At 72.4% G+C, this 18,838-nt stretch carries 15 protein-coding genes; 11 read left to right on the plus strand and 4 right to left on the minus strand.

Going from position 1 to position 18,838, the window contains the following annotated elements:
• Positions 1 to 226 precede the first annotated feature (226 nt).
• Both EV375_RS15670 and EV375_RS15675 read right to left on the minus strand, forming a co-directional pair.
• Positions 227 to 517 (minus strand): DUF4229 domain-containing protein, encoded by a 291-nt coding sequence (locus EV375_RS15670; RefSeq protein WP_254666154.1) that lies wholly within the window; start codon positions 515 to 517, stop codon positions 227 to 229.
• Between the two features lie 229 nt (positions 518 to 746).
• Positions 747 to 1,271, minus strand: a complete 525-nt coding sequence (locus tag EV375_RS15675; protein ID WP_130299977.1) for a GNAT family N-acetyltransferase — start codon at positions 1,269 to 1,271, stop codon at positions 747 to 749.
• 176 nt (positions 1,272 to 1,447) lie between these two features.
• Here EV375_RS15675 and EV375_RS15680 point away from each other — a divergent pair, with 176 nt between their 5' ends.
• The 9 genes from EV375_RS15680 (at position 1,448) to EV375_RS15720 (ending at position 13,616) form a co-directional block, all read left to right on the plus strand.
• The gene (locus EV375_RS15680) at positions 1,448 to 2,536 is read left to right on the plus strand and encodes a DUF3344 domain-containing protein (RefSeq protein WP_486588499.1); all 1,089 of its coding nucleotides are present in this window, start codon (positions 1,448 to 1,450) and stop codon (positions 2,534 to 2,536) included.
• 66 nt (positions 2,537 to 2,602) lie between these two features.
• A complete protein-coding gene (locus tag EV375_RS15685; protein WP_486588500.1) occupies positions 2,603 to 3,769 on the plus strand; it encodes a glycosyltransferase family protein in 1,167 nt (388 codons plus the stop codon).
• Positions 3,766 to 5,301 (plus strand): exopolysaccharide biosynthesis polyprenyl glycosylphosphotransferase, encoded by a 1,536-nt coding sequence (locus tag EV375_RS15690; protein WP_130299979.1) that lies wholly within the window; start codon positions 3,766 to 3,768, stop codon positions 5,299 to 5,301. The genes EV375_RS15685 and EV375_RS15690 overlap by 4 nt, the downstream gene beginning before the upstream one ends.
• 212 nt (positions 5,302 to 5,513) lie before the next feature.
• The gene (locus EV375_RS15695) at positions 5,514 to 6,872 is read left to right on the plus strand and encodes an O-antigen ligase family protein (protein WP_130301881.1); all 1,359 of its coding nucleotides are present in this window, start codon (positions 5,514 to 5,516) and stop codon (positions 6,870 to 6,872) included.
• The gene (locus EV375_RS15700; RefSeq protein WP_130299980.1) at positions 6,869 to 8,749 is read left to right on the plus strand and encodes a lipid II flippase MurJ; all 1,881 of its coding nucleotides are present in this window, start codon (positions 6,869 to 6,871) and stop codon (positions 8,747 to 8,749) included. The genes EV375_RS15695 and EV375_RS15700 overlap by 4 nt, the downstream gene beginning before the upstream one ends.
• 139 nt (positions 8,750 to 8,888) lie before the next feature.
• Positions 8,889 to 9,656, plus strand: a complete 768-nt coding sequence (locus EV375_RS15705; protein WP_130301882.1) for a polysaccharide deacetylase family protein — start codon at positions 8,889 to 8,891, stop codon at positions 9,654 to 9,656.
• Positions 9,653 to 10,846: a glycosyltransferase gene (locus EV375_RS15710; RefSeq protein ID WP_130299981.1), complete on the plus strand. Its 1,194-nt coding sequence runs from the start codon at positions 9,653 to 9,655 to the stop codon at positions 10,844 to 10,846. Before EV375_RS15705 ends, EV375_RS15710 begins: the two co-directional genes overlap by 4 nt.
• An 8-nt stretch (positions 10,847 to 10,854) precedes the next feature.
• Positions 10,855 to 12,462 carry a hypothetical protein gene (locus EV375_RS15715; RefSeq protein ID WP_130299982.1) on the plus strand — a complete coding sequence of 536 codons (1,608 nt, stop codon included), beginning with the start codon at positions 10,855 to 10,857 and terminating at the stop codon, positions 12,460 to 12,462.
• Entirely contained in the window at positions 12,459 to 13,616 is a 1,158-nt protein-coding gene (locus EV375_RS15720; RefSeq protein WP_130299983.1) for a GNAT family N-acetyltransferase, read from the plus strand. The genes EV375_RS15715 and EV375_RS15720 overlap by 4 nt, the downstream gene beginning before the upstream one ends.
• Before the next feature lie 82 nt (positions 13,617 to 13,698).
• On the opposite strand, the gene EV375_RS15725 is transcribed toward EV375_RS15720, so the two are convergent.
• Positions 13,699 to 15,027, minus strand: coding sequence for a glycosyl hydrolase (locus EV375_RS15725; protein WP_130299984.1), 1,329 nt, complete (start codon positions 15,025 to 15,027; stop codon positions 13,699 to 13,701).
• Between the two features lie 143 nt (positions 15,028 to 15,170).
• Here EV375_RS15725 and EV375_RS15730 point away from each other — a divergent pair, with 143 nt between their 5' ends.
• The gene (locus EV375_RS15730) at positions 15,171 to 16,592 is read left to right on the plus strand and encodes an ATP-grasp domain-containing protein (protein WP_130299985.1); all 1,422 of its coding nucleotides are present in this window, start codon (positions 15,171 to 15,173) and stop codon (positions 16,590 to 16,592) included.
• Positions 16,577 to 17,929 (plus strand): NAD(P)-binding domain-containing protein, encoded by a 1,353-nt coding sequence (locus tag EV375_RS15735; protein ID WP_130299986.1) that lies wholly within the window; start codon positions 16,577 to 16,579, stop codon positions 17,927 to 17,929. Before EV375_RS15730 ends, EV375_RS15735 begins: the two co-directional genes overlap by 16 nt.
• A 115-nt stretch (positions 17,930 to 18,044) precedes the next feature.
• Here EV375_RS15735 and EV375_RS15740 read toward each other — a convergent pair whose 3' ends face one another.
• Positions 18,045 to 18,746, minus strand: coding sequence for a UdgX family uracil-DNA binding protein (locus EV375_RS15740; RefSeq protein ID WP_130299987.1), 702 nt, complete (start codon positions 18,744 to 18,746; stop codon positions 18,045 to 18,047).
• Positions 18,747 to 18,838 lie beyond the last annotated feature (92 nt).

The raw sequence follows: 18,838 nt of genomic DNA on the forward strand, positions 1-18,838 counted from the left end.
AAGTGGTTTCTGAGGGCCCGGAGAATTCTGAGGACGAGGGCACGGTCGGACTCCCGCTGGAGAGTGGGCTTCGGTCCCCGGAAAGAACTCCGCCGGGGCGTTACGAGCACCCACAACGCCCCCGGGACGGGCTGCCATTCCCAGCGGGCGTCAGGAGCGTGTGACAAGCCTTACGTGCGGCGGGCGACCCTACGGAGGCCGAGCGCGGGAAGCAGCGGGCGCGGCGTCACGCGACGCCGTCCTCCTGGCTCTGGTTCGCCGAGAGCCGTTCCTTGGCCCGGCCCACCCCGTCGACGAGCTGTTCCGACATGGCGTCGCGCTGCTTGCGCAGCAGTACGAAGCTGAGCGGGGCCGAGACCACGAGAGCGAGCAACACGATCCACAGCGGGTTGGACCGGCCGATGCCTTCGGGGATGATCCCGGTGTACGCGAGGACGGCGACGACGAGGAGACAGCCGGCGAAGACGCCGGCCCGCATGGCGGTGTAGCGGAGCGTTGCGTGCGACTTGCTGCTCACGAGGGTCTTCTCCGGGCTTCTCGGCTTGTTGGGGTCTCCCCCGGCCGCAGGCCGAGGGGAAGTGCGCCGCTCCTTGTGCGGCGCCGGCCGTTCGGCGCGGCGCTGCCGGGCGCCGGGCGGCTCCATCCAGTCAAACACAGCGCCGTGGACGATCACTCCGGCCCCTTCCCACGGCCGGGACCCCCGCGGCAGGCCGTCAGGGCGTGGTGCTCCGCCGGAGGTCCGTGATCTATACGAGGTCCATCCAGAGTGTGACGTCGTCACGCAGCTCGCCGTCCGCGACCTTGATCGCGCCCGGGAGACGTCCGACCTCGCGGTACCCGCAGGCCGCGTAGAACTGCTCCAGGCCGAGGCCGCCGCGGCAGGTCAGCCGCAGAGCGGTGATGCCGTCCATTCCTCTGGCCGCCTTCTCGGTCGCGGACATCAGGTCCCGGCCGTGCCCCTTTCCCTGGAGCGAGGGGTGGACCATCACCGTGTAGACCGAGCACCAGTGGCGCTTGAGCCTGTGCGTGTTGAGGACGAGGAAGGCGCCGGCGGCGATCGCGCCGTTCTCGTCGCGGCCGATCAGCATGCGCGTGCGTCCGGCGTCGACGGATACGAGGTGGGCCAGCAGGTCCTGGCGTATCGCGTCCGGTGTCACCGGCGGCACGAAGCCGATGGCGCCTCCGGCGTTGGTCACGTCGGCCCACAACGTGCACAGTCCGTCTCGCAGTTGAGCGTCGATAGGCGGATCCAGTTCGAACGTGAGCGGCATGGGACCGACCTTATCCGAGCATTCACCGGCGGTTTTCAGTGACCCGTCCGGCCTCATACCGGCCTCCAAGTATCGGCTAGTCAGTGAAAAGGTAAAGATGACCGGCGTGCCGTCTGAATCTTCGTGATCGCCTTTGTAAAGGTCTCTCTGTTTCGTGACGGGAGACGGAGTCATCCATGGTGGAAAAGAGAAAATCAGCGGTTCGCGGACTGTGCTGCGCGGTGTTCTGCGCGGCCACGACGATGTCGCTGGCGCCGCCGGCGTCATCCGCGCCGGCCCCCGAACCGCGTCAGGCGCTCAAGGAGCGCTATCACGCGACGGTCAACGGCGGGATCGCCACCGCCGCGAACTCGTCGATCACATGCCTCAAACCCGTGGCGAATGCCGCTTCGTGCGACTCGGCGCAGAAGGGCGGGGCCGGCCGGAACAGCGAGTACGACATGTTCTACTCCGACATCGACCGTGACCCGAACACGTACAACTCCACACGGGCCGCACTGAGCATGCCGGCGAACTCGCAGGTGAAGTACGCGCGTCTGTACTGGGGCGGCAATCTCCGCGTCGGAGAGGTCAAGCCCGCCAAGGACAACGGACGAGTCCTGGTGGCCGAGCCCCGCGGGTCGTACCGCGCGCTGAAGGCGGACACGATCCGAACGCACCGCCGCTCGGACGGGGCGGACGCCTACCAGGCCTCCGCGAACGTGACGTCCCTGGTGAGAAGCAGCGGGCCCGGCGCCTACAGGGTGGCGCAGCTCAACGTCGCGAAGGGCCAGTCCAAGGCCGGTGCCTGGGGCGGCTGGACGCTCGTGGTGGCGTACGAGAACAAGAAGTCGCCGCGACGGCACCTCAGTGTCTGGGACGGATTCGCCGCGACCGACGGCTACAGGAACGGCTTCTCCATCGCGACGCGGCCGATGAGTTTCCCCGCGGGCGCCAAGGGTTCCGTCGGCGTCGTCGGCTACGACGGCGACCGCGGTTCCGGCGGAGACTCGATTCTCCTCTCCGCCAACAAGCGCGAGGGAACGCCGCTTTCGGATTCGGCGAACCCCGGGAGCGACGCTTTCAACTCCACGATCACCAATCTGGGCCGCGAGGTTTCAGGACGCGTTCCCGCGCACCGCAACACCCTCGGATACGACTCCGACCGGTTCGATGCACAGAAAGCGCTGCGTTCCGGCGGGAACAGCCTTCTCTTCCGCTTCACGTCCGGAAGGGACGACTACCTGCTCGGCGCCCTCTACACGCAGGTGAACGCCCGCCGCTGAGATCCGGCGATCCACCCTGTTCCGCTCAAAAAGCCTGTCCGGTAGTGACGTTGAGGAGACGTTCGGGTGCTTTCGCAGCGCAGAGAGCGAAGAGACCGGCTCACGGTCCTTCATCTGGCACAACCGGTGGACGGCGGGGTGGCAAGGGTCGTGACCGATCTGGTCGGGGCCCAGACGAAGGAAGGCGTACGCGCCATCGTGGGCTGTCCGGAGGGCGGAAGCCTCTCCCGGCAGGCCGCGGCGGCGGGTGCGCAGGTGGAAGTGTGGGAGGCCGGACGTGAGCTCGGCCTCCGAGTCGCCGCAGAGACCCGGCGGGCGCACCGGCTGATCCGGCGCGTGGCACCCGACGTCGTCCACGCGCACAGCGCGAAGGCCGGGCTGGCCGCCCGGCTCGCCCTGCGGGGCGGTGTCCCCACCGTGTACCAGCCGCACGCCTGGTCGTTCGAAGCGGTCGGAGGGCTCACGGCGCGGCTCGCGCGCGCCTGGGAGCGCCGCGCCGCGCACTGGACGGACCGCGTGCTGTGCGTCAGCGAGGCCGAGCGCCGCACCGGCGAGCGGGCCGGCGTCGCGGCGCGCTGGGCCGTCGTGCACAACGGTGTGCCGGAGGCCGAGATCGAGGACCGCAAAGCGGCACGTGCCGCTTCGCCCCTCCTGAACGAAGTACCGGCGCGGGCCCCGATCGTGGTCTGCGTGGGCCGGCTGTGCCCGCAGAAGGGGCAGCGGATCCTGCTCGACGCATGGGCCGGCGTCGCCGAGCACGTGCCCGATGCCTGGCTCGTTCTCGTCGGCGACGGACCCGACCGGCGGGAGCTGGCCGCGGCCGCCCCGGACAGGGTGCTGTTCGCGGGCGCGAGCGACGAGATCGGCCGCTGGTACGCGGCGGCCGATCTGGTCGTGCTGCCGTCCCGGTGGGAGGGCATGGCGCTCACTCCGCTCGAGGCGATGGCCTGCGGGCGGCCCGTCGTCCTCACCGATGTCGGAGGCGCACGGGAGTGCCTGCCGCCGGAACAGCAGGACCAGTGCCTGGTGCCGCCCGGCGACGCGCGGGCCCTGGCCGACGCGGTCGCACGCCTGCTGGGCGAACCGGAACTGCGGGACTTCATGGGCGAGGCCGCACGCAAGCACGTACGGGCCGACTTCGACGTGCGCCGCACCGCGGAGTCCGTGCTGGCCCTGTACCGCGACGTGCTCGACGCGCACGCACCGGCGAGCCGTTGGCGGGCCGCACGATGACGACGGACCGCACGGACGAGAGAGCCGGCAGCGCACGCATCGCGACCCGTCCGGAGCCGGGAGGGGCCCCGGACGGAAGCACCGCGGTGAAGACCCCTCACCCGGCGGGCGACCGGACCGTACCCCCGCCCGTGGGCGGCCTGCGCAAGCGGCGGAACCTGCTGCGCCTGCGCCACCGGGGCAGCGCGGCGCTCGCCGCCGCCGACGCGGCCGCCTCCGCGTCCGTCGTCTCGGCGGTCGGCGGCGGGACGGACGCGGACAGCCTGCTGCTCGTGCCCGTCGTCCTCGGGGCGCTCGCCCTCAACGCCCAGGCGGGCCTGTACCGGCCGGGGCTGCGGACGTACGCGCTCGACGAGCTTCCCGCGCTGACCGCCCGAGCGGCACTGGCCTGGTGTGTGGCCGCCGCCCTCCTCGCTTCGTCCGACAGCCCGTCGGCCCTGAGCTGGATGGTCCTGCTCGCAGCCGTCGCGGCGAACGCCGCTCTCGCGGGCACCGGGCGCGCCCTGGTGCACGGCTTCCGGAGGATCAGGGCACGGCGCCGGCCGCGCCCGGCGCTCATCGTCGGCAGCGGGCGCCTGGCCCGTACGGTCGCGGACGTCTTCACCGAGCACCCCCGCTACGGGCTGCGGCCGGTCGGCTTCGTCGACCTCGTCGGCGGAGCGGACGGCGGCGGCGACGCCGAGGACGGTGACGCGCCGCTTCCCGTGGTCGTGGTGCTGCAGGACGCCACGAGAGCGGTCATCCAGAACACCGTCCGGGACGTGGTGTTCCTGCGCTCTCCCTGGGAGGAACCGCAGAACGCCCTGCTGGCACGGGCGTTGGGCGAACGCGGAGTGGCCGGCTGGCTGGTACGGCCCGGCTGCGCCGTCGGAGTGCACGGCACGCACGACACCGGCCCCGCACACGTGTGGGGGTTCTCGTGCAGACGCCTGTCCCTGGAGTGCCCCGGTTCCGGGTGGAGCTGGCGCAAGCGGCTCCTGGACCTGGCGCTGGTCGTTCCGGCGCTGGTCGTCGCCGCTCCCCTGCTGGCCGCGTGCGCGGTGGCCGTGCGGATCTCGGACGGGCCCGGCGTCGTCTTCCGGCAGGAGCGCGTGGGCCTCGGGGGCGGCCCGTTCACACTGCTGAAGTTCCGCACGCTGCGGCCCGCGAACGAGACGGAGTCGGCGACGCGGTGGAGCGTCGCGGGCGACGAGCGGATGAGCGCGGTGGGCCGGCTGCTGCGCCGTACATCGCTGGACGAGCTGCCGCAGTTGTGGAACGTGCTGCGCGGCGACATGAGCCTGGTCGGGCCGCGCCCCGAACGCCCCTATTTCGTGGAGCAGTTCAGCAAGGACCACCCGGGCTACGCCGAGCGGCACCGTTCGCCCGTCGGCATCACCGGCCTCGCCCAGGTGTACGGGCTGCGCGGCAACACCTCCATCGAGGACCGGGCGCGCTTCGACAACCACTACATCGAGACGTGGTCGCTGTGGCAGGACGTACGGATCATGTTCCGCACCGTGACCTCGTTCTTCCGCCTCGAAGGACGGTGATCGGGGTGACGGTCGCACTGCCGGAGAGCCGGCGTCCGCCGCTCGGCGACGGCGGCCGGAACGTCCCGGGGCATGACCGGGAGACGAAGGGACTGACGAGCGCCGCGGGCGGACCGGGGGGCCCGGACGGAACAGGCGCAACGGGCGGCGACCGGTACGCACGGCAGCGGCCCCCCGTGACGAGTGCGGCGTTCTGGCGCCAATGGGCGCCGATGGCGCCCGCCGTGGCCACCGTTCTGGTCCTGTGCATGCCGGTGCAGACCGGCGACGTGACCATGTCGGCAAAGGTCACCCCCGCAGACGCGGCCTCCCTGGTGCTGGTGGTGTGGTGCCTGGTGAGGCTGCTGCGCGGACGCGGCGGTCGGTTGACACCCATGGCGGCTTCGGTGCTCGGGGCACCGGCTGTCGCCTTCGCGGTGGCGACCGCCGCGTCCGCCGATCCCTGGGCGAGCCTGCCGGGCTTCGTCCGGTATCTGCAGATCTTCGTGCTGATCCCCGCTGCGCTGCTGCTCCTGCTGCGCGGCACCCGGGACTTCCGGCTGCTGTGCTGGGCGATGGTCGTGCTGGCCCTGGTGCAGGGCTCGGTCGGTGTCGTGCAGAGCGTGACGCTCACCGGTGCCTCGTACATGGGCAAGGACGTGCGCGCGGTGGGCACGTTCGGGCCGCTGGACGTCATGGGGATGTCCACAGTGGTGTCGCTCGGGCTGGTGGCCGCGTTCGCGCTCTGCCTCGCGGACCCGCGCGAGAGTTCACGGCGGCAGCGCGTCACCGCGATGTGGTGCGCCGCCGCGCTCGTGCCTCCGCTGGTCCTCTCCTACAGCCGCGGCGCGTGGATCGCCACGGCAGTCGCGTGCCTGGCGGTGCTGCTGCTGGCGGGTGCGCGCCGGGCCGTGGCCGTTCTCCTCGCGCTGACCGCCGCGTCGGTGGTGCTGGTGGGCGGCTTCGGAGTCGGCTCGTCCATGGTCGAGGAGCGGCTGACCAGCATCACCGACATCGGTTCCGCCCCGGACCGCTCCGTCACCGACCGCTACAGCCTCTGGTCGGCGGCCACCTCGATGTGGCAGGACGATCCCCTGACGGGCGTCGGCCCGAAGAACTTCCCCGCGCACCGCGACGGGCACGCCTCGGTGGGGCTCTCCTCGGGCAGCGACACCGCAGGAGCCGGCATGCAGTTCCAGAAGGAACCGCTGCTCTCCCCGCACAACATGTATCTGCTCGTCCTCAGCGAGCAGGGCCTGATCGGCGCCGTGGCGCTCGTCGGCGGAGGTGGCGTACTCCTCCTGTGCGGGCTGCGGCGCCTGTACACCGCCCGCCGGGCCCGGCCAGGCGCATCGACGGACGCCCCCGGCACCGCCGACTGCGGGCTGGCTGCCGTCGGGCTCTTCGTGTGGCAGGGCGTCGACTTCCTCTACGCGGACATCGGCGGCCCCTCGACGGTGATGACCGCGGTTCTCCTGGGCGCCATCACCTGGTGGGCCCTGGTCTCCTCCCCCGCGGCCCCGGCCGCCGCCCCCCGTCCGGACTCACCCGCGACCACCGCCGACGGCAAGGCAGAGGCGCCCGCCCGATGACGGAAACGCACGCCTCCAGCACCACTACCCAGGACGCGGCGACGTCAACGGGCCCCGGCACCGCGAGCGACGGCCTCGACCGGAACGGCATCAACGGCGGGAAGGGCGACGGAAGCCCTCCGCCGCTGGGCAGGTTCCTCGCCCGTGCCGCCGTGATCACCGCTGCGCTCACGGCGGCCGGCGCGCTCTTCGGCCTGCTCCGCGACCAGGCGATCGCCAGCCTCTTCGGCGCCGACGCCGACACCGACGCCTTCCTCGTCGCATGGACCGTCCCGGAACTGGCCGCGACGCTGCTCATCGAGGACGCGATGGCGCTGATCCTCGTCCCCGCCTTCAGCCTCGCCCTCGCCCGGCGCGGCGCCCCTCCCGGCCCTGCGGACGGCGGCACCCTGCTCGGCGCGGACGCCGCCGCAGGCGACCCGGTGCTGGGTGTCGTACGGCGGACCCTGCCCCGGCTGATGCTGGGCCTCACCGCGACCGCCGCGCTGATGCTGCTCGCCGCCCCGCTGCTGGTACGGGTGCTGGCACCGGGTCTGCAGGACGCGCGTACGGCGGTGGACTGCATGCGCCTTACGTCTCTGACCGTGGTGACCTTCGGGCTGGCCGGCTACTTCAGCGCCGCGCTGCGCGCCCACCGGCGCTTCGTCGCGCCCGCAGCGATCTACGTCGCGTACAACATCGCGATCATCGCGGTCATGCTCGCCGGCCACACCCTGTGGGGGGTGCGGTCGGCCGCCGTGGGGGTCGCGGTGGGCGGCGGCCTGATGGTGCTGGTCCAACTTCCCTCGTTCATCAGGCAGTTGCCCTTGCGCGGGAAGCGCAGGACGCCGGCCGCGCTCCGGGAGGCGGACACCCCTGCAAGGAACGCTCACACGAAGGCCGTGCTCCCGGTGGGGTCGGCGGGGGCGGCCGGTCCGGCGGTCCCGGCACTCCCGCCGGTGGCGTCCGACCAGGACGCCACGCCCGCGACCCCGCCCGCTCCGGCTGCGGGCCCGGCCGCGTACTCCGGCCGCGTCGCGATGATCGGCCTCGGTGTGCTGGCACCGGTCGCGACCTTCGCCGTCAGCCGCCAGGCACAGGTGCTCTTCGAACGCTACCTCGCCTCTCCCCTGCCCGCGGGCGCCATCTCGCACCTCAACTACGCGCAGAAGGTCGCGCAGATGCCGATGGTGCTCTCGCTCATGGTGTGCACCGTCACCTTCCCCGTCGTGGCGCGCGCCATGGCCGACGGCGACAAGCTGCGGGCGCGGCTGCGCGTGGAGCGTGACCTGGCGCTGGTCGCCATCGTCGTGCTGCTGGGCGCCGCGTACGTCGTCGCCTGCGCGCCGCAGCTCATCCAACTCCTCTTCGAGCGAGGTGCGTTCGACGCCCGTGACACCGCCGGCACCGCCTCGGTGATGCGGGTCTACAGCTGCGGCCTGCTCGGTCACAGCCTCGTCGGCGCGCTGGTACGTCCGTTCTTCTCCGGTACGCGGCCCACCTGGTACCCGGCCACGGCTATGGCCCTGGGGCTTCTCGTCACCGTCGTCGCGGGGGCGATCGCCGTGCGTCCGTGGGGAGTTCACGGCATCGCCGCCGCCAACGCGGCCGGGATTCTCACCGCCGCGCTGCTGCTCCTGCACGGCCTCGGTGCGCGCGTGGTCGCCATCGATGTGCGCCGGGTCGCCGCCGGGCTGGTCCGGCTGCTGCTGGCGGCTGCCGTCGCCTCCGCCGCGGGCTGGGGTGCGGCCCTGCTCGCCGGCGGTCCGCTGGCCGGCGCCACGGCCGGCGGTGTGACCGTCCTCGTCGTCTTCGCGTCCGTGGCCCGCCTCGTGAGGGCCCCGGAGGTGCCTCAGCTGTTCGCCACCGTCAAACGAAGGTTCGCTCATGTCCGCTGAGTTCCGCGCCCGCATCCCCGCCCTGCCGCTGCCCTCGCCCCAGCGACGTGTGCCCGTGCCGGCGTCCGCACGCGAGCCCGTGACCGTACCCGCGACCGCCCGCACAGGCACGCGGCGGCGGAGACCCCCCTGGGTGCTGATGTACCACTCGGTCTCCGGCTGCACGGACGACCCGTACCGGATCACGGTCTCTCCGTACCGGCTCGACCGGCAGCTGCGCTGGCTGCGCGGCCGCGGCCTGTCCGGCGTGAGCGTGGGCGAGCTGATGCGGGCGCGGGCCGCCGGACGCGGTGCCGGACTGGTCGGGCTGACCTTCGACGACGGTTACGCAGACTTCGTCGACAGCGCCCTGCCCCTGCTGCACCGGCACGGATGCACGGCCACCGTCTTCGTACTGCCCGGCCGGCTCGGCGGCGAAAACGCATGGGACGAACTCGGCCCGCGCAAGCCCCTCCTGGACGCCGAGGGCATCCGCACCGCCGCGGCCGAAGGCATGGAGATCGGCTCGCACGGCCTGACGCACACCGACCTGACCAAGGCCGACGACCCCACCGTCGAACAGGAGACCAAGCAGAGCCGCGCGCTCCTCGCGGAGATCACCGGCACCGCCCCGGAGGGCTTCTGCTACCCGTACGGGACGGTCGATCCCCGCGCCGTCGAGGCGGTGCGCGACGCCGGTTACGGCTATGCCTGCGCCATCGACCCGGGGGCGCTCACCTGCATGCACGCCCTGCCGAGGGTGCACATCGACGCCTCCGACAACTCCGTACGGCTGTTCCTGAAGCGGACGCTGAATCCGCTCCGCCGCAAGCCCCTTCCCCCCGAGCAGGGGCAGCCGAAGGACACCGGCGCGGCGGCCGCAGAGGACGAGGGCGCGGTCGGCAGCGGGACCGGAGGCGCCCGATGAAGGTCGCGCACATCATCACCGGACTCGGCGTGGGCGGAGCCGAGCAGCAACTGCGGCTGATGCTCCGCCACTTGCCGCTCCGCTGCGACGTGTTCACCCTCACCGCACCAGGTGTTGTTGCTGACGGCATCCTCGCCGACGGCCACCGCGTCACGCACCTGGGCATGACCGGGAACCTCGACGCGACGATCATGCCGCTGCTGGTCCATCTGCTCCGTGAAGGGCGCTACGACCTCGTCCACACCCACCTCTACCGGGCCTGCCTGTACGGGCGCCTCGCGGCACGGCTCGCCGGAGTGCGTGCCGTCGTGGCCACGGAGCACTCCCTCGGCGAGGACACGATCGAAGGGAGGCGGCTCGGTCCGGGCATCCGCGCGCTGTATCTGGCCTCCGAGCGGCTGGGCTGCGCCACCGTCGCGGTGTCCGACACCGTCGCGCAGCGGCTGCGGCGGTGGGGTGTGCCCGCTTCCCGGCTGCACACCGTGCCCAACGGCATCGACGCCCGCCGCTTCCTCTTCGACCCCCTGGCCCGCGTCACCACACGCGGGCGGCTGGGCATTCCCCAGGACGCCTTCGTCGTGGGAGGCGTGGGGAGGCTGGTGCCGGGCAAGCACTTCGAGACGCTCGTGCGGGCGGTGTCCGTACTGCCGGACGCGCGGCTGGTGTTGGTGGGCGACGGCCCCGAGCGCGAGACGCTCCGCGGCATCGCGACGGCACTCGGCTCGCTCGACCGCATCCACATGCTCGGCGAGTGCGACGGGACGGTCGCCTCGGCCGGTGTCGGCTCGTGGGAGATCCCGGACCTTCTCGCCGCGATGGACGTGTTCGTCTCGCCGTCGTCCGAGGAGTCCTTCGGGCTCGCCGTGCTCGAAGCCCTCGCGGCCGGGCTGCCGGCGCTGCACGTGACGTGCCCGGCCATCGACGACCTGCCGCCCGAGGAGGCACCCGGCGCCCGGCGCATCGGAACCGGCGTGCCCGAACTCACCGCGCTCCTCTGCGAGTACAGGAACGCGGAGCCCGTACGGCTGCCCGTACCGCCCGTCGTGGAGCGCTACGACATCGTCCGCAGCGCCGAGCAGCTGATGGCCGTCTACCGCGCCGTGACAGGCGCACCGCAACTGCCCGCAACGGCACCGGCCGCGGCCACACCCGTACCGGCGCCGACATCGCTACCCCTGACAACGAGGTGAGTCCTGCCATGCCCAAAGCCGCACAGGGATCGTCCCAAAACCCCACCGCGGACGGCTCGGCGCGCACGGCGCAGTCCCGGAACGAAGCCCGCCCGCCGAAGCCCGGCACCGGCGACGGTGCGGGGGCCGCAGCCCCCGAGGGCGCGGAGAGCGCCGCGGAGAAGAACCCGGCCGGCACGTCGGAGAGCGGCGGGGTGAAGTCCGAGGCTGCCGTGAGGTCCGACGCCGCCGTGGAGTCCGACGCCGCCGTGAAGGCGGAGGACACGGTGAAGTCCGAAGCCACGGTGAAATCCGAGGCGGCCGACGCCAAGACCGACGCCGAACCCGGAGCCCGGAGCCACGCCGAGACCGACGCCAAGACCGACGCCGAATCCGGCGCCGGGAGCGGCACCGGGCCCGAGTCCAGGACGGACGGCACGACGGACACGAAGACGCAGCCGGTCACGAAGGCGGCGACAGGGGCGAAGCCGGTGACGAAACCGGAGACCGGCGCGAAACCGGAGGCGGGCACGAAACCGGAGGCGGGCACGAAACCGGAGAGCGGCGCGAAGCCGAAGGCCGAGGACGTCACCAGGTCCCGGTCCGGCACCGGCACCCGTACCGGCGCCGAGACCGCCGCCAAGCCCGGGGCCCGTCCGGCCAAGACCGCTTCCGGAACCGACACCGGCACCGAATCCGCCAAGGACGCCACCGCCGGAAGCGCCGGAAAGCTCAGGATCCGGAGCCGGAAGGCCAGGAAGGGAACCGGGAAGCCGGAAACGGCGGCCCCGGCGGCGTCCGCGGCAGCCCCGGCGAACGGCGGCAGCAGCAAGACCTCCGCCCTCACCAGAACAACTCCGCTCCGCAGCAACGCCGTTGTGACCGACGGCTCCTCCGCCCGGGCCCGCCGCCGCACGCGTGCCACGGAGCCCTCCGTGTCCCCGGTGCGGCGGCTGTCCGTCCGGTTCAGGGCGTGGCTGCGCCGCACGCCCCGATGGTGGCCGCTTCCCGTCTGCCTCCTGCTGGGCGCCGGGGGCGGCGCCGGGTACTCGGTGATGACGCCGCCGCAGTACTCCGCTGTCAGCTACGTCGTCGTCTCACCGTCCGGCCGGTCGGAGGCGGGGGGCGCGCTCGGCTACGCGCAGGCGTTCGGCAAGATCGCGACGGACCCGATGATCCTCGCAGACGCGGAGAAGCGGGCCGGCCTCCGCCGGGGCACGATCCGCGACGGCATCCAGGCGAGCACGTCGCCCGATGCCCCGATGGTTCAGATCACCGCGACCTCGTCCAGCGCATCGCAGGCGGCGAAGAACGCCGACGCCGTCGCGAAGGCCCTCACGAACACGGCCAAGGCCTCGGTGAAGCGGACCGGCGCGCGCCTGACCCTCCTCTCCCAGGCCGTGGCGCCCGCGACGCCCGTCTCACCGTCCCGGGAGGTCGCGGTCGCCGTGGGAGCGTGCGCGGGCGGACTGATCGGCGGGCTTGTGCTGCTCGTCCGTCCGCAGCCCCGTCGCCGCCCGGAGCACACCGGCGTGCCCGCGACGGCCGGCGGCGGCCGGATGCCCGAGGCGACCCCCGGTGCGGGCGCCCCGGCGGAGTCCACGAGCGCCGACTCCCTGACGGAGGCGGGACGATGACCAGCGCCAGTGTCTGCCGGGACCCGGCGGCGTTCGCCGGACTCGCCGCGGAGTGGGACGGGCTGCGCCTGCGCAGCCCGGGATCCACTCCCTTCCAGTCCCATGCCTGGCTGCACTCGTGGTGGCGGTCGTACGGAGGGCGGGGCCGGCTCCGCGTCGTACTGGTCCGCGAGAACGGCCGGCTCGTCGCCGCGGCGCCGATGATGCTCACCCACCGGCCCCTGCCGACGCTGGTCGCCCTCGGGGGCGGCATCACCGACTTCTGCGACGTACTGCTGGACGGCGAATACCCCGCCGCCGCCCCGTGTCTGGCGAGGGCGTTGCACCGTGCGTCGCGCGGAGCGCTGATCGATCTGCGCGAGGTGCGCCGCGGTGCCGCGGCGGAGCAGGTGTACGACGCATGGCCCGGCCCTCGTCACAGGCTCGCGGACTCCGTGTGTCTCGAACTGCCCGGTGTCCCCATGGAGAAGCTGCTGGAGCGGCTGCCGGCCGCCAGCGCCAAGCGCACTCGTCAGAAGCTCCGCAAGATCGACAAGTTGGGGGTCAAGGAGCACGACGTACTGCCGACGGAGGCCGCCGGGGCCGTACGTACCCTGCTGAAGCTGCACGCGATGCAGTGGGAGGGCCGCGGCGTGACACCCGAGCATCTGCGGCCGCGCTTCCGCGCCCACCTGGAACGCACCGTCGAGCGCTTGGCGGAGAGCGGCGACGCGACCATCACCGAGTACCGCGTCGACGACGAGACCGTGGCCTCGGACATCACCTTCACCAGCCGGGAGATGGTCTGCGGCTACCTCTACGGCGCACACCCGGGGCTGCGGTCCCAGCGGGTCGACATCACCACCATGCTGCTGCGGCACGCCGCGGCACACGCTGACGCCGTGGGAGCAGGCACGCTCAATCTGCTGCGCGGCGCCGAGCCGCACAAACTGCGATGGCAGGCCGAAGCCGTGGCCAGCGGGCGTCTTGTGATGGCGCGCCGGGAGATGGCGCCCGCGCTGGGGATGCACCTCGCGCAGGTCAAGGGGCGTGAACTGGCCGCCGGAGTTGTGCGCCCCGCCCGGGACGCCGGGTGGTTGCGGCACTTCCGTACCGGCGGCCTCGGGAAGGCCGGAACGGACCCGGCCGCGGAGGCCGATGAACAACGGTCGTGAGCGTGGGGCTCCTCCGCCCTCGGGGGGCGGAGGAGCCCCACGACCCATGAGCGAGCCGGCCCCAACCTCGCTGAGGCCGACGCTACTTGTGGAGCCCCGCTCGGGACACCCATGAACCGGGCACGACCTTGTCGAACCGCAGGCAGTACTTGCCGACGGCGAAGCAGTCCTCGTACCACGGGATCCGCGAGCCGGGTTGCGTCGGTACGGGGATCGCGGTGCGCGAGGGCGAAGGCACCGGCGCGGGCGGCTGAGCCCCAGGTGCACGGGACGAGCTCGCGCCGGGTGACGGGGCGGGCGTCCTGCCGGACCGGCCGAAGACCGCGGCGCGGAACGCCTCGGCGGAATCCGGATTGCCGGTGCACTGCCACACACCGTGCGGGCAGTAGTCGGTGAGCGTCTGGTACAGCGGCTTGTGGCGGTCGAACCAGTCGAGCATCCGGCGGACGTACTCCGGGTTGTCGCCGTTGCGGAAGAGTCCCCACTCGGGGTACGAGATGGCCTTGCCGTGCCTTCTGGCGAAGTCGACCTGGTCCTGGAGGCCGTACGGCTCGTTCACCTGGGACTCGAAGGAGTGGCCCTCCGGCTGGTCGTAGGCGTCCATGCCGACGATGTCGACGACGTCGTCGCCCGGGTAGCACTTCGTCCACGGGTAGGCGTCCCGGCCACGGCTCGGAGCGAAGTCGAAGCGGAACTTCTGTCCGGGCACCGAGCGCATGGCTGTGACGATGTTCCGCCAGTACTGCTTCCAGGCCCTGGGGGCGGGCCCGCAACGGTGCGTGTACGTCGCGCCGTTCATCTCCCAGCCGAGCACGATCACGGTGTCCGGTGCCTCCTGCTGGACGAGGCGTTCGGCGAGGGTGCGGAAGTGGCCGTCGAAACGGCCTGCCGCACCGGCGCGCAGCAGCTTGCGCACCTGACGGTCCCGCAGACCGTCCTCGTTGCGTGGCGTCATCGGCACGTTCAGCACGAACATCCGGTCCTGCTGAGCCCGCCGCCACCGCGTCCACGGTTCGAGAAAGCCCGGGCTGCCCTCGATGTTGGACCACCGGTCGCCGGGGAGATACGTGTGGCCCACCTTCAGTTCCGTGCCGCCGAGCCAGTGTTGCAGCTCCGGAATGTGCAGCAGGCCGCCCGGGTCGGCCCGCACGAACGTGCCGAGGGGGGCGAGCGGAGCGTTGGCCGCCTGAACGCCCGTCAGCGAGGCGGGGTGCGCGGAGAAGCCGGCGCTCCCCTGTTCGGCGCCGGGGCCCGAAGCCGGTCCGGCGTCGCTCGACATGACGCTCCGGATGAACGATTCCTTCTCGAAATGGGGCAGATTCATCGGCAGGACCGTGCAGGAAGCGAGAAGCCCGGCGGCGACGACGAGACCGCAGACCCCCTTGTATCCGCGGCGTTCGGGGCTCCGCATCCATCCTCCTGTCCGCCGGCGGCCTCTCCGGCCACGAAACACGCATTTCATACCTAACCGTTCAGGACGGCTCGGTGCGGTCTGATAGCCCAATGGGGATATTTTCTCCCTGTTCGCACTATTCATGACGCAAGGACATACCCATGCCGCCGTTCGACACGGAAGTCCCCGTCCTCCTGCTCCGGCTCGACCCCAACCCGTTCCACCACGGAACGCTCGGAGCCGTCAGGTCCCTCGGGCGCACGGGGATCGAGGTCCACCTCGCACAGGGGGCGCCGGGCCCCGTGGACCGCTCCCGGTTCGTCCACCGGATGTATTCGCTTCCGCCGGACGGCACTTCGGACGTCGAACTCGAACTGGCGCTCTCCCGCGTGTCGGACGCCATCGGCAGGCCGACCGTGCTCATCGCACTGGACGACCGTGGCGCGATCGGCGTGGCAGCCCTCGCCGACCGGCTGCGCAACCGCGGCTTCCTGCTCCCGGAAACCGCACCGGACCTGCCCGCCCGCGTCGCCGACAAGGCCGAACTGGCCGGACTCTGCCGGGACCTCGGCATCGCTCATCCGGTCACGGTGGCGCCGGACAGCGCCGCCGCTGCGGCGCGCGAGGCAGCGCTGCTGGGGCTGCCCGTCGTCGCGAAGTGGAGCCGCCCGTGGCTGCTGCCGAAGGGCCTGCGCAGCACCACGCTCGTGCGGACGCCCGCCGAGGCCGGCGAGTTGTACGAGATGAGCGCTCACGCGGGCAGCCGGCTCCTGCTTCAGCAACGACTGCCCGGCGGCCGCGGAACGGACTGGTTCTTCCACGGTTACGCGGACGGCGACCGGGGCTTCCTCGTGGGCGGTTCGGGACGCAAGGAACGCTCCTGGCCCCCGCGCACGGGCCTGACGGCGGTCGGCACCTGGATCGCGAACCACGAGGTGGAGGAGGAGGCGGCACGCCTCGCGGCGCGGGTCGGCTACCGCGGCATCCTCGACCTCGACTTCCGGTTCGACCCCGTGACGGGCACGTACCACCTGCTCGACTTCAACCCGCGGCCCGGCGCACAGTTCCGGCTCTTCACCGACGACGGCGGACTCGACGTCGTCCGCGCGCAGCACCTGCATCTGACGGGGCGTGAGGTGCCCGCGCAGCGCGGCGGGCCGGGTCGGGTGTTCGTCGCCGAGAACTACGCCCTGCTGTCGGCGATGGTCACGGTCGCGTCCCTCGGGATGCTGCGGAGGGAAGGGCCGCACGGGCCCGGAGCGCGCGGCGGGCGAGGTGGCCGGAGTGCGCTGGACGAGCCAGGAGGCCGCCGCGGTTTCCGGCCGCGGGGGCGGCACGTCCGCTGCCCCGGCCGCGCCGTGGAGCGCGCCTGGTTCGCGGCCGACGACCCGCGTCCGTTCTTCGCCATGGCCGGGGCATGGCTCGCCCGCGGCGCACTCAAGATCTGGCAGCGCGTCAGGTCAGTCAGGGCGGCACTTCCGGCGTCCGCGCCGGGTCTGCCGTCCGCACCGCATTTCCGCTCCGCCCGTGATGAGCGGTCAGTGAAAGATCAGAGAGAAGGAAACGCATGTACGACCTCGTAGTGGTGGGCGCAGGCCCCTACGGCCTCTCCATCGCCTCGCACGCCGCGGCCGCCGGACTCAACCTGCGCGTCCTGGGACGTCCCATGGCCTCGTGGCGGGACCACATGCCCAAGGGCATGTTCCTCAAGTCCGAGCCCTGGTCCTCGAACCTCTCCGACCCGGCCGGTACGCACACGCTCGCCGCGTACTGCTCCGCTCGCGGCGTCACGGTGGAGCACGGAAGACCCCTGCCGATCGGCACGTTCACCGAGTACGGGCAGTGGTTCGGCAGCCGGGCCGCGCCACCGGCGGAGGAGCAGACGGCGACGTCGATCGTCCCGTGCGCCCGCGGCTTCCGCGTCGAGACGGCGGAGGGGGACGTGCTGGTGACGCGCACCGTCGTCGTCGCCGTCGGTGTCATGCCGTTCATGCACAAGCCGGGTCCGCTGCGGAAACTGCCGCCCGCGCTCGTCTCGCACAGCAGCCGCCACCGCGATCTGAGCCGCTTCAAGGACAGGGACGTGACCGTCGTCGGCGCCGGGCAGGCGGCTCTGGAGACGGCGGCGCTGCTCGCCGAGGGGGGTGCCCACGTACGGGTCGTGGCGCGGACCGACCGCATCAACTGGAACTCGCCGCCGCAGCCGCTTCAGCGCTCGCTGCTCAAGTCGCTGCGCGATCCGCACTGCGGACTCGGCACCGGCTGGCCGAGCTGGGTCTACTCCGAGATCCCGTGGGCGGTGCGGAAGCTGCCGGGTGCGCTGCGGCAGCACATCGCGCGCACGGCGCTCGGTCCCGCCGGTGCCTGGTGGCTGCGCGACCGCTTCGAGTTCGCGGTGCCGGTGCTGCTGAGCAGCCGTCTCAGTGCGGCGGAACAGGTGGGCGACCAGGTGCGGCTGCGTCTGGAGTCCGTCGACGGCGTCGTGCGCACGGTCGAGACCGACCACGTCGTCGCGGCGACCGGCTTCTCCCCGCGACTGGCGCGGCTGTCCATGCTCGACGAGTCGATCCGCAGCATCCTGCACCGCGTCGGCACGAGCGACGCACCCGAGCTGAACGCACGGTTCGAGTCCTCGCACCCCGGGCTGTTCTTCGCGGGGCTGCTGGCGACGCCGTCCTTCGGTCCGTCCATGCGCTTCGTGTACGGGGCGACCTTCGCGGCGAACCGTGTGGTGCAGGGCGTGCAGCGGCGGCTGGCCGAACCGCGGCTGCCCACCGTGCCGCACGCCGCACGCTCCCGCACGATCGAACAGCACCGCAGAGACGATCAGTTGACCGGACCGACGGCGCGGAGCCAGGGGCGCGGACAGGGGCCGCGACGTGCACAGGGAGGGCGCGGGCCGACAGCCGTGCGCCGCTGAGCTGTTGAGACGCTGAGCCGCTGAGCCGCTGAGCGCCCGGAGAGCGCCGGTACGGGGCCGTTGCAAGACGCGGCCGGCTCCGTACCGGCGGCCGAGCGGGGCCGGGACTCAGGGGTCAGGACGAGCGCAGCACGTCGGCGGCCACCCGCAGATCGGAGACGAGACCCCTCCGGGCGTTCTCCCGGTCCTGGTCGTCTGCGCGCAGCACCGCGGAGGGATGGATCGTCGCGACGATGTGGCGGTTCCGTCCGTGAACGTCCCGCTCCATCAGGACGCCGCGCTCCCGCGTCACCCGGAACGACGGCCCGAGCAGGGCCTTGCCCGCCGACGCTCCGAGCACGACCACCACTTCGGGCCGCGTGAGGTCCAGCTCAGCCGCGAGCCACGGACCGCACGCGCTCAGTTCGCGCAGGCTGGGTGCCTTGTGGATGCGTCGTTTGCCGCGCCCCCCGGACGCGTACTGCCACTTGAAGTGCTTGACCGCGTTGGTGACATAGCACTGCCCGGGGTCGATGCCCGCCTCCTCGAGCGCCCCGTCGAGGATCCGGCCCGCGGGCCCGACGAAAGGCTCCCCCCGCCGGTCCTCCTGATCGCCGGGCTGTTCGCCGATGAGGAAGAGGCGGGCGGACGCGCTGCCCTTCCCGAAGACGGTCTGTGTGGCATCGCGGTGCAGAGGGCAGCCGCGGCACTCCGCGGCCGCCGCGCGCTGGGCTTCGAGACCGGCTTTGCCGCGGCTCTTCCCGGAGGGGAGAAAGGGCTCGGCGGTGTAGTCGTCCTCCGGGCCGCCGACCGCGGCCGGCTCGCGCGCTGCTGGCATGCGCCCGCGAGTACCCCGCCGGAGCGGCCCCCAGACATGACGGGGCGGGAAGCCCCGGGCATGTTCAGGGGGAAGCTCTCAGGACGGCCGGG

Source organism: Streptomyces sp. CNZ301, from assembly GCF_004217425.1.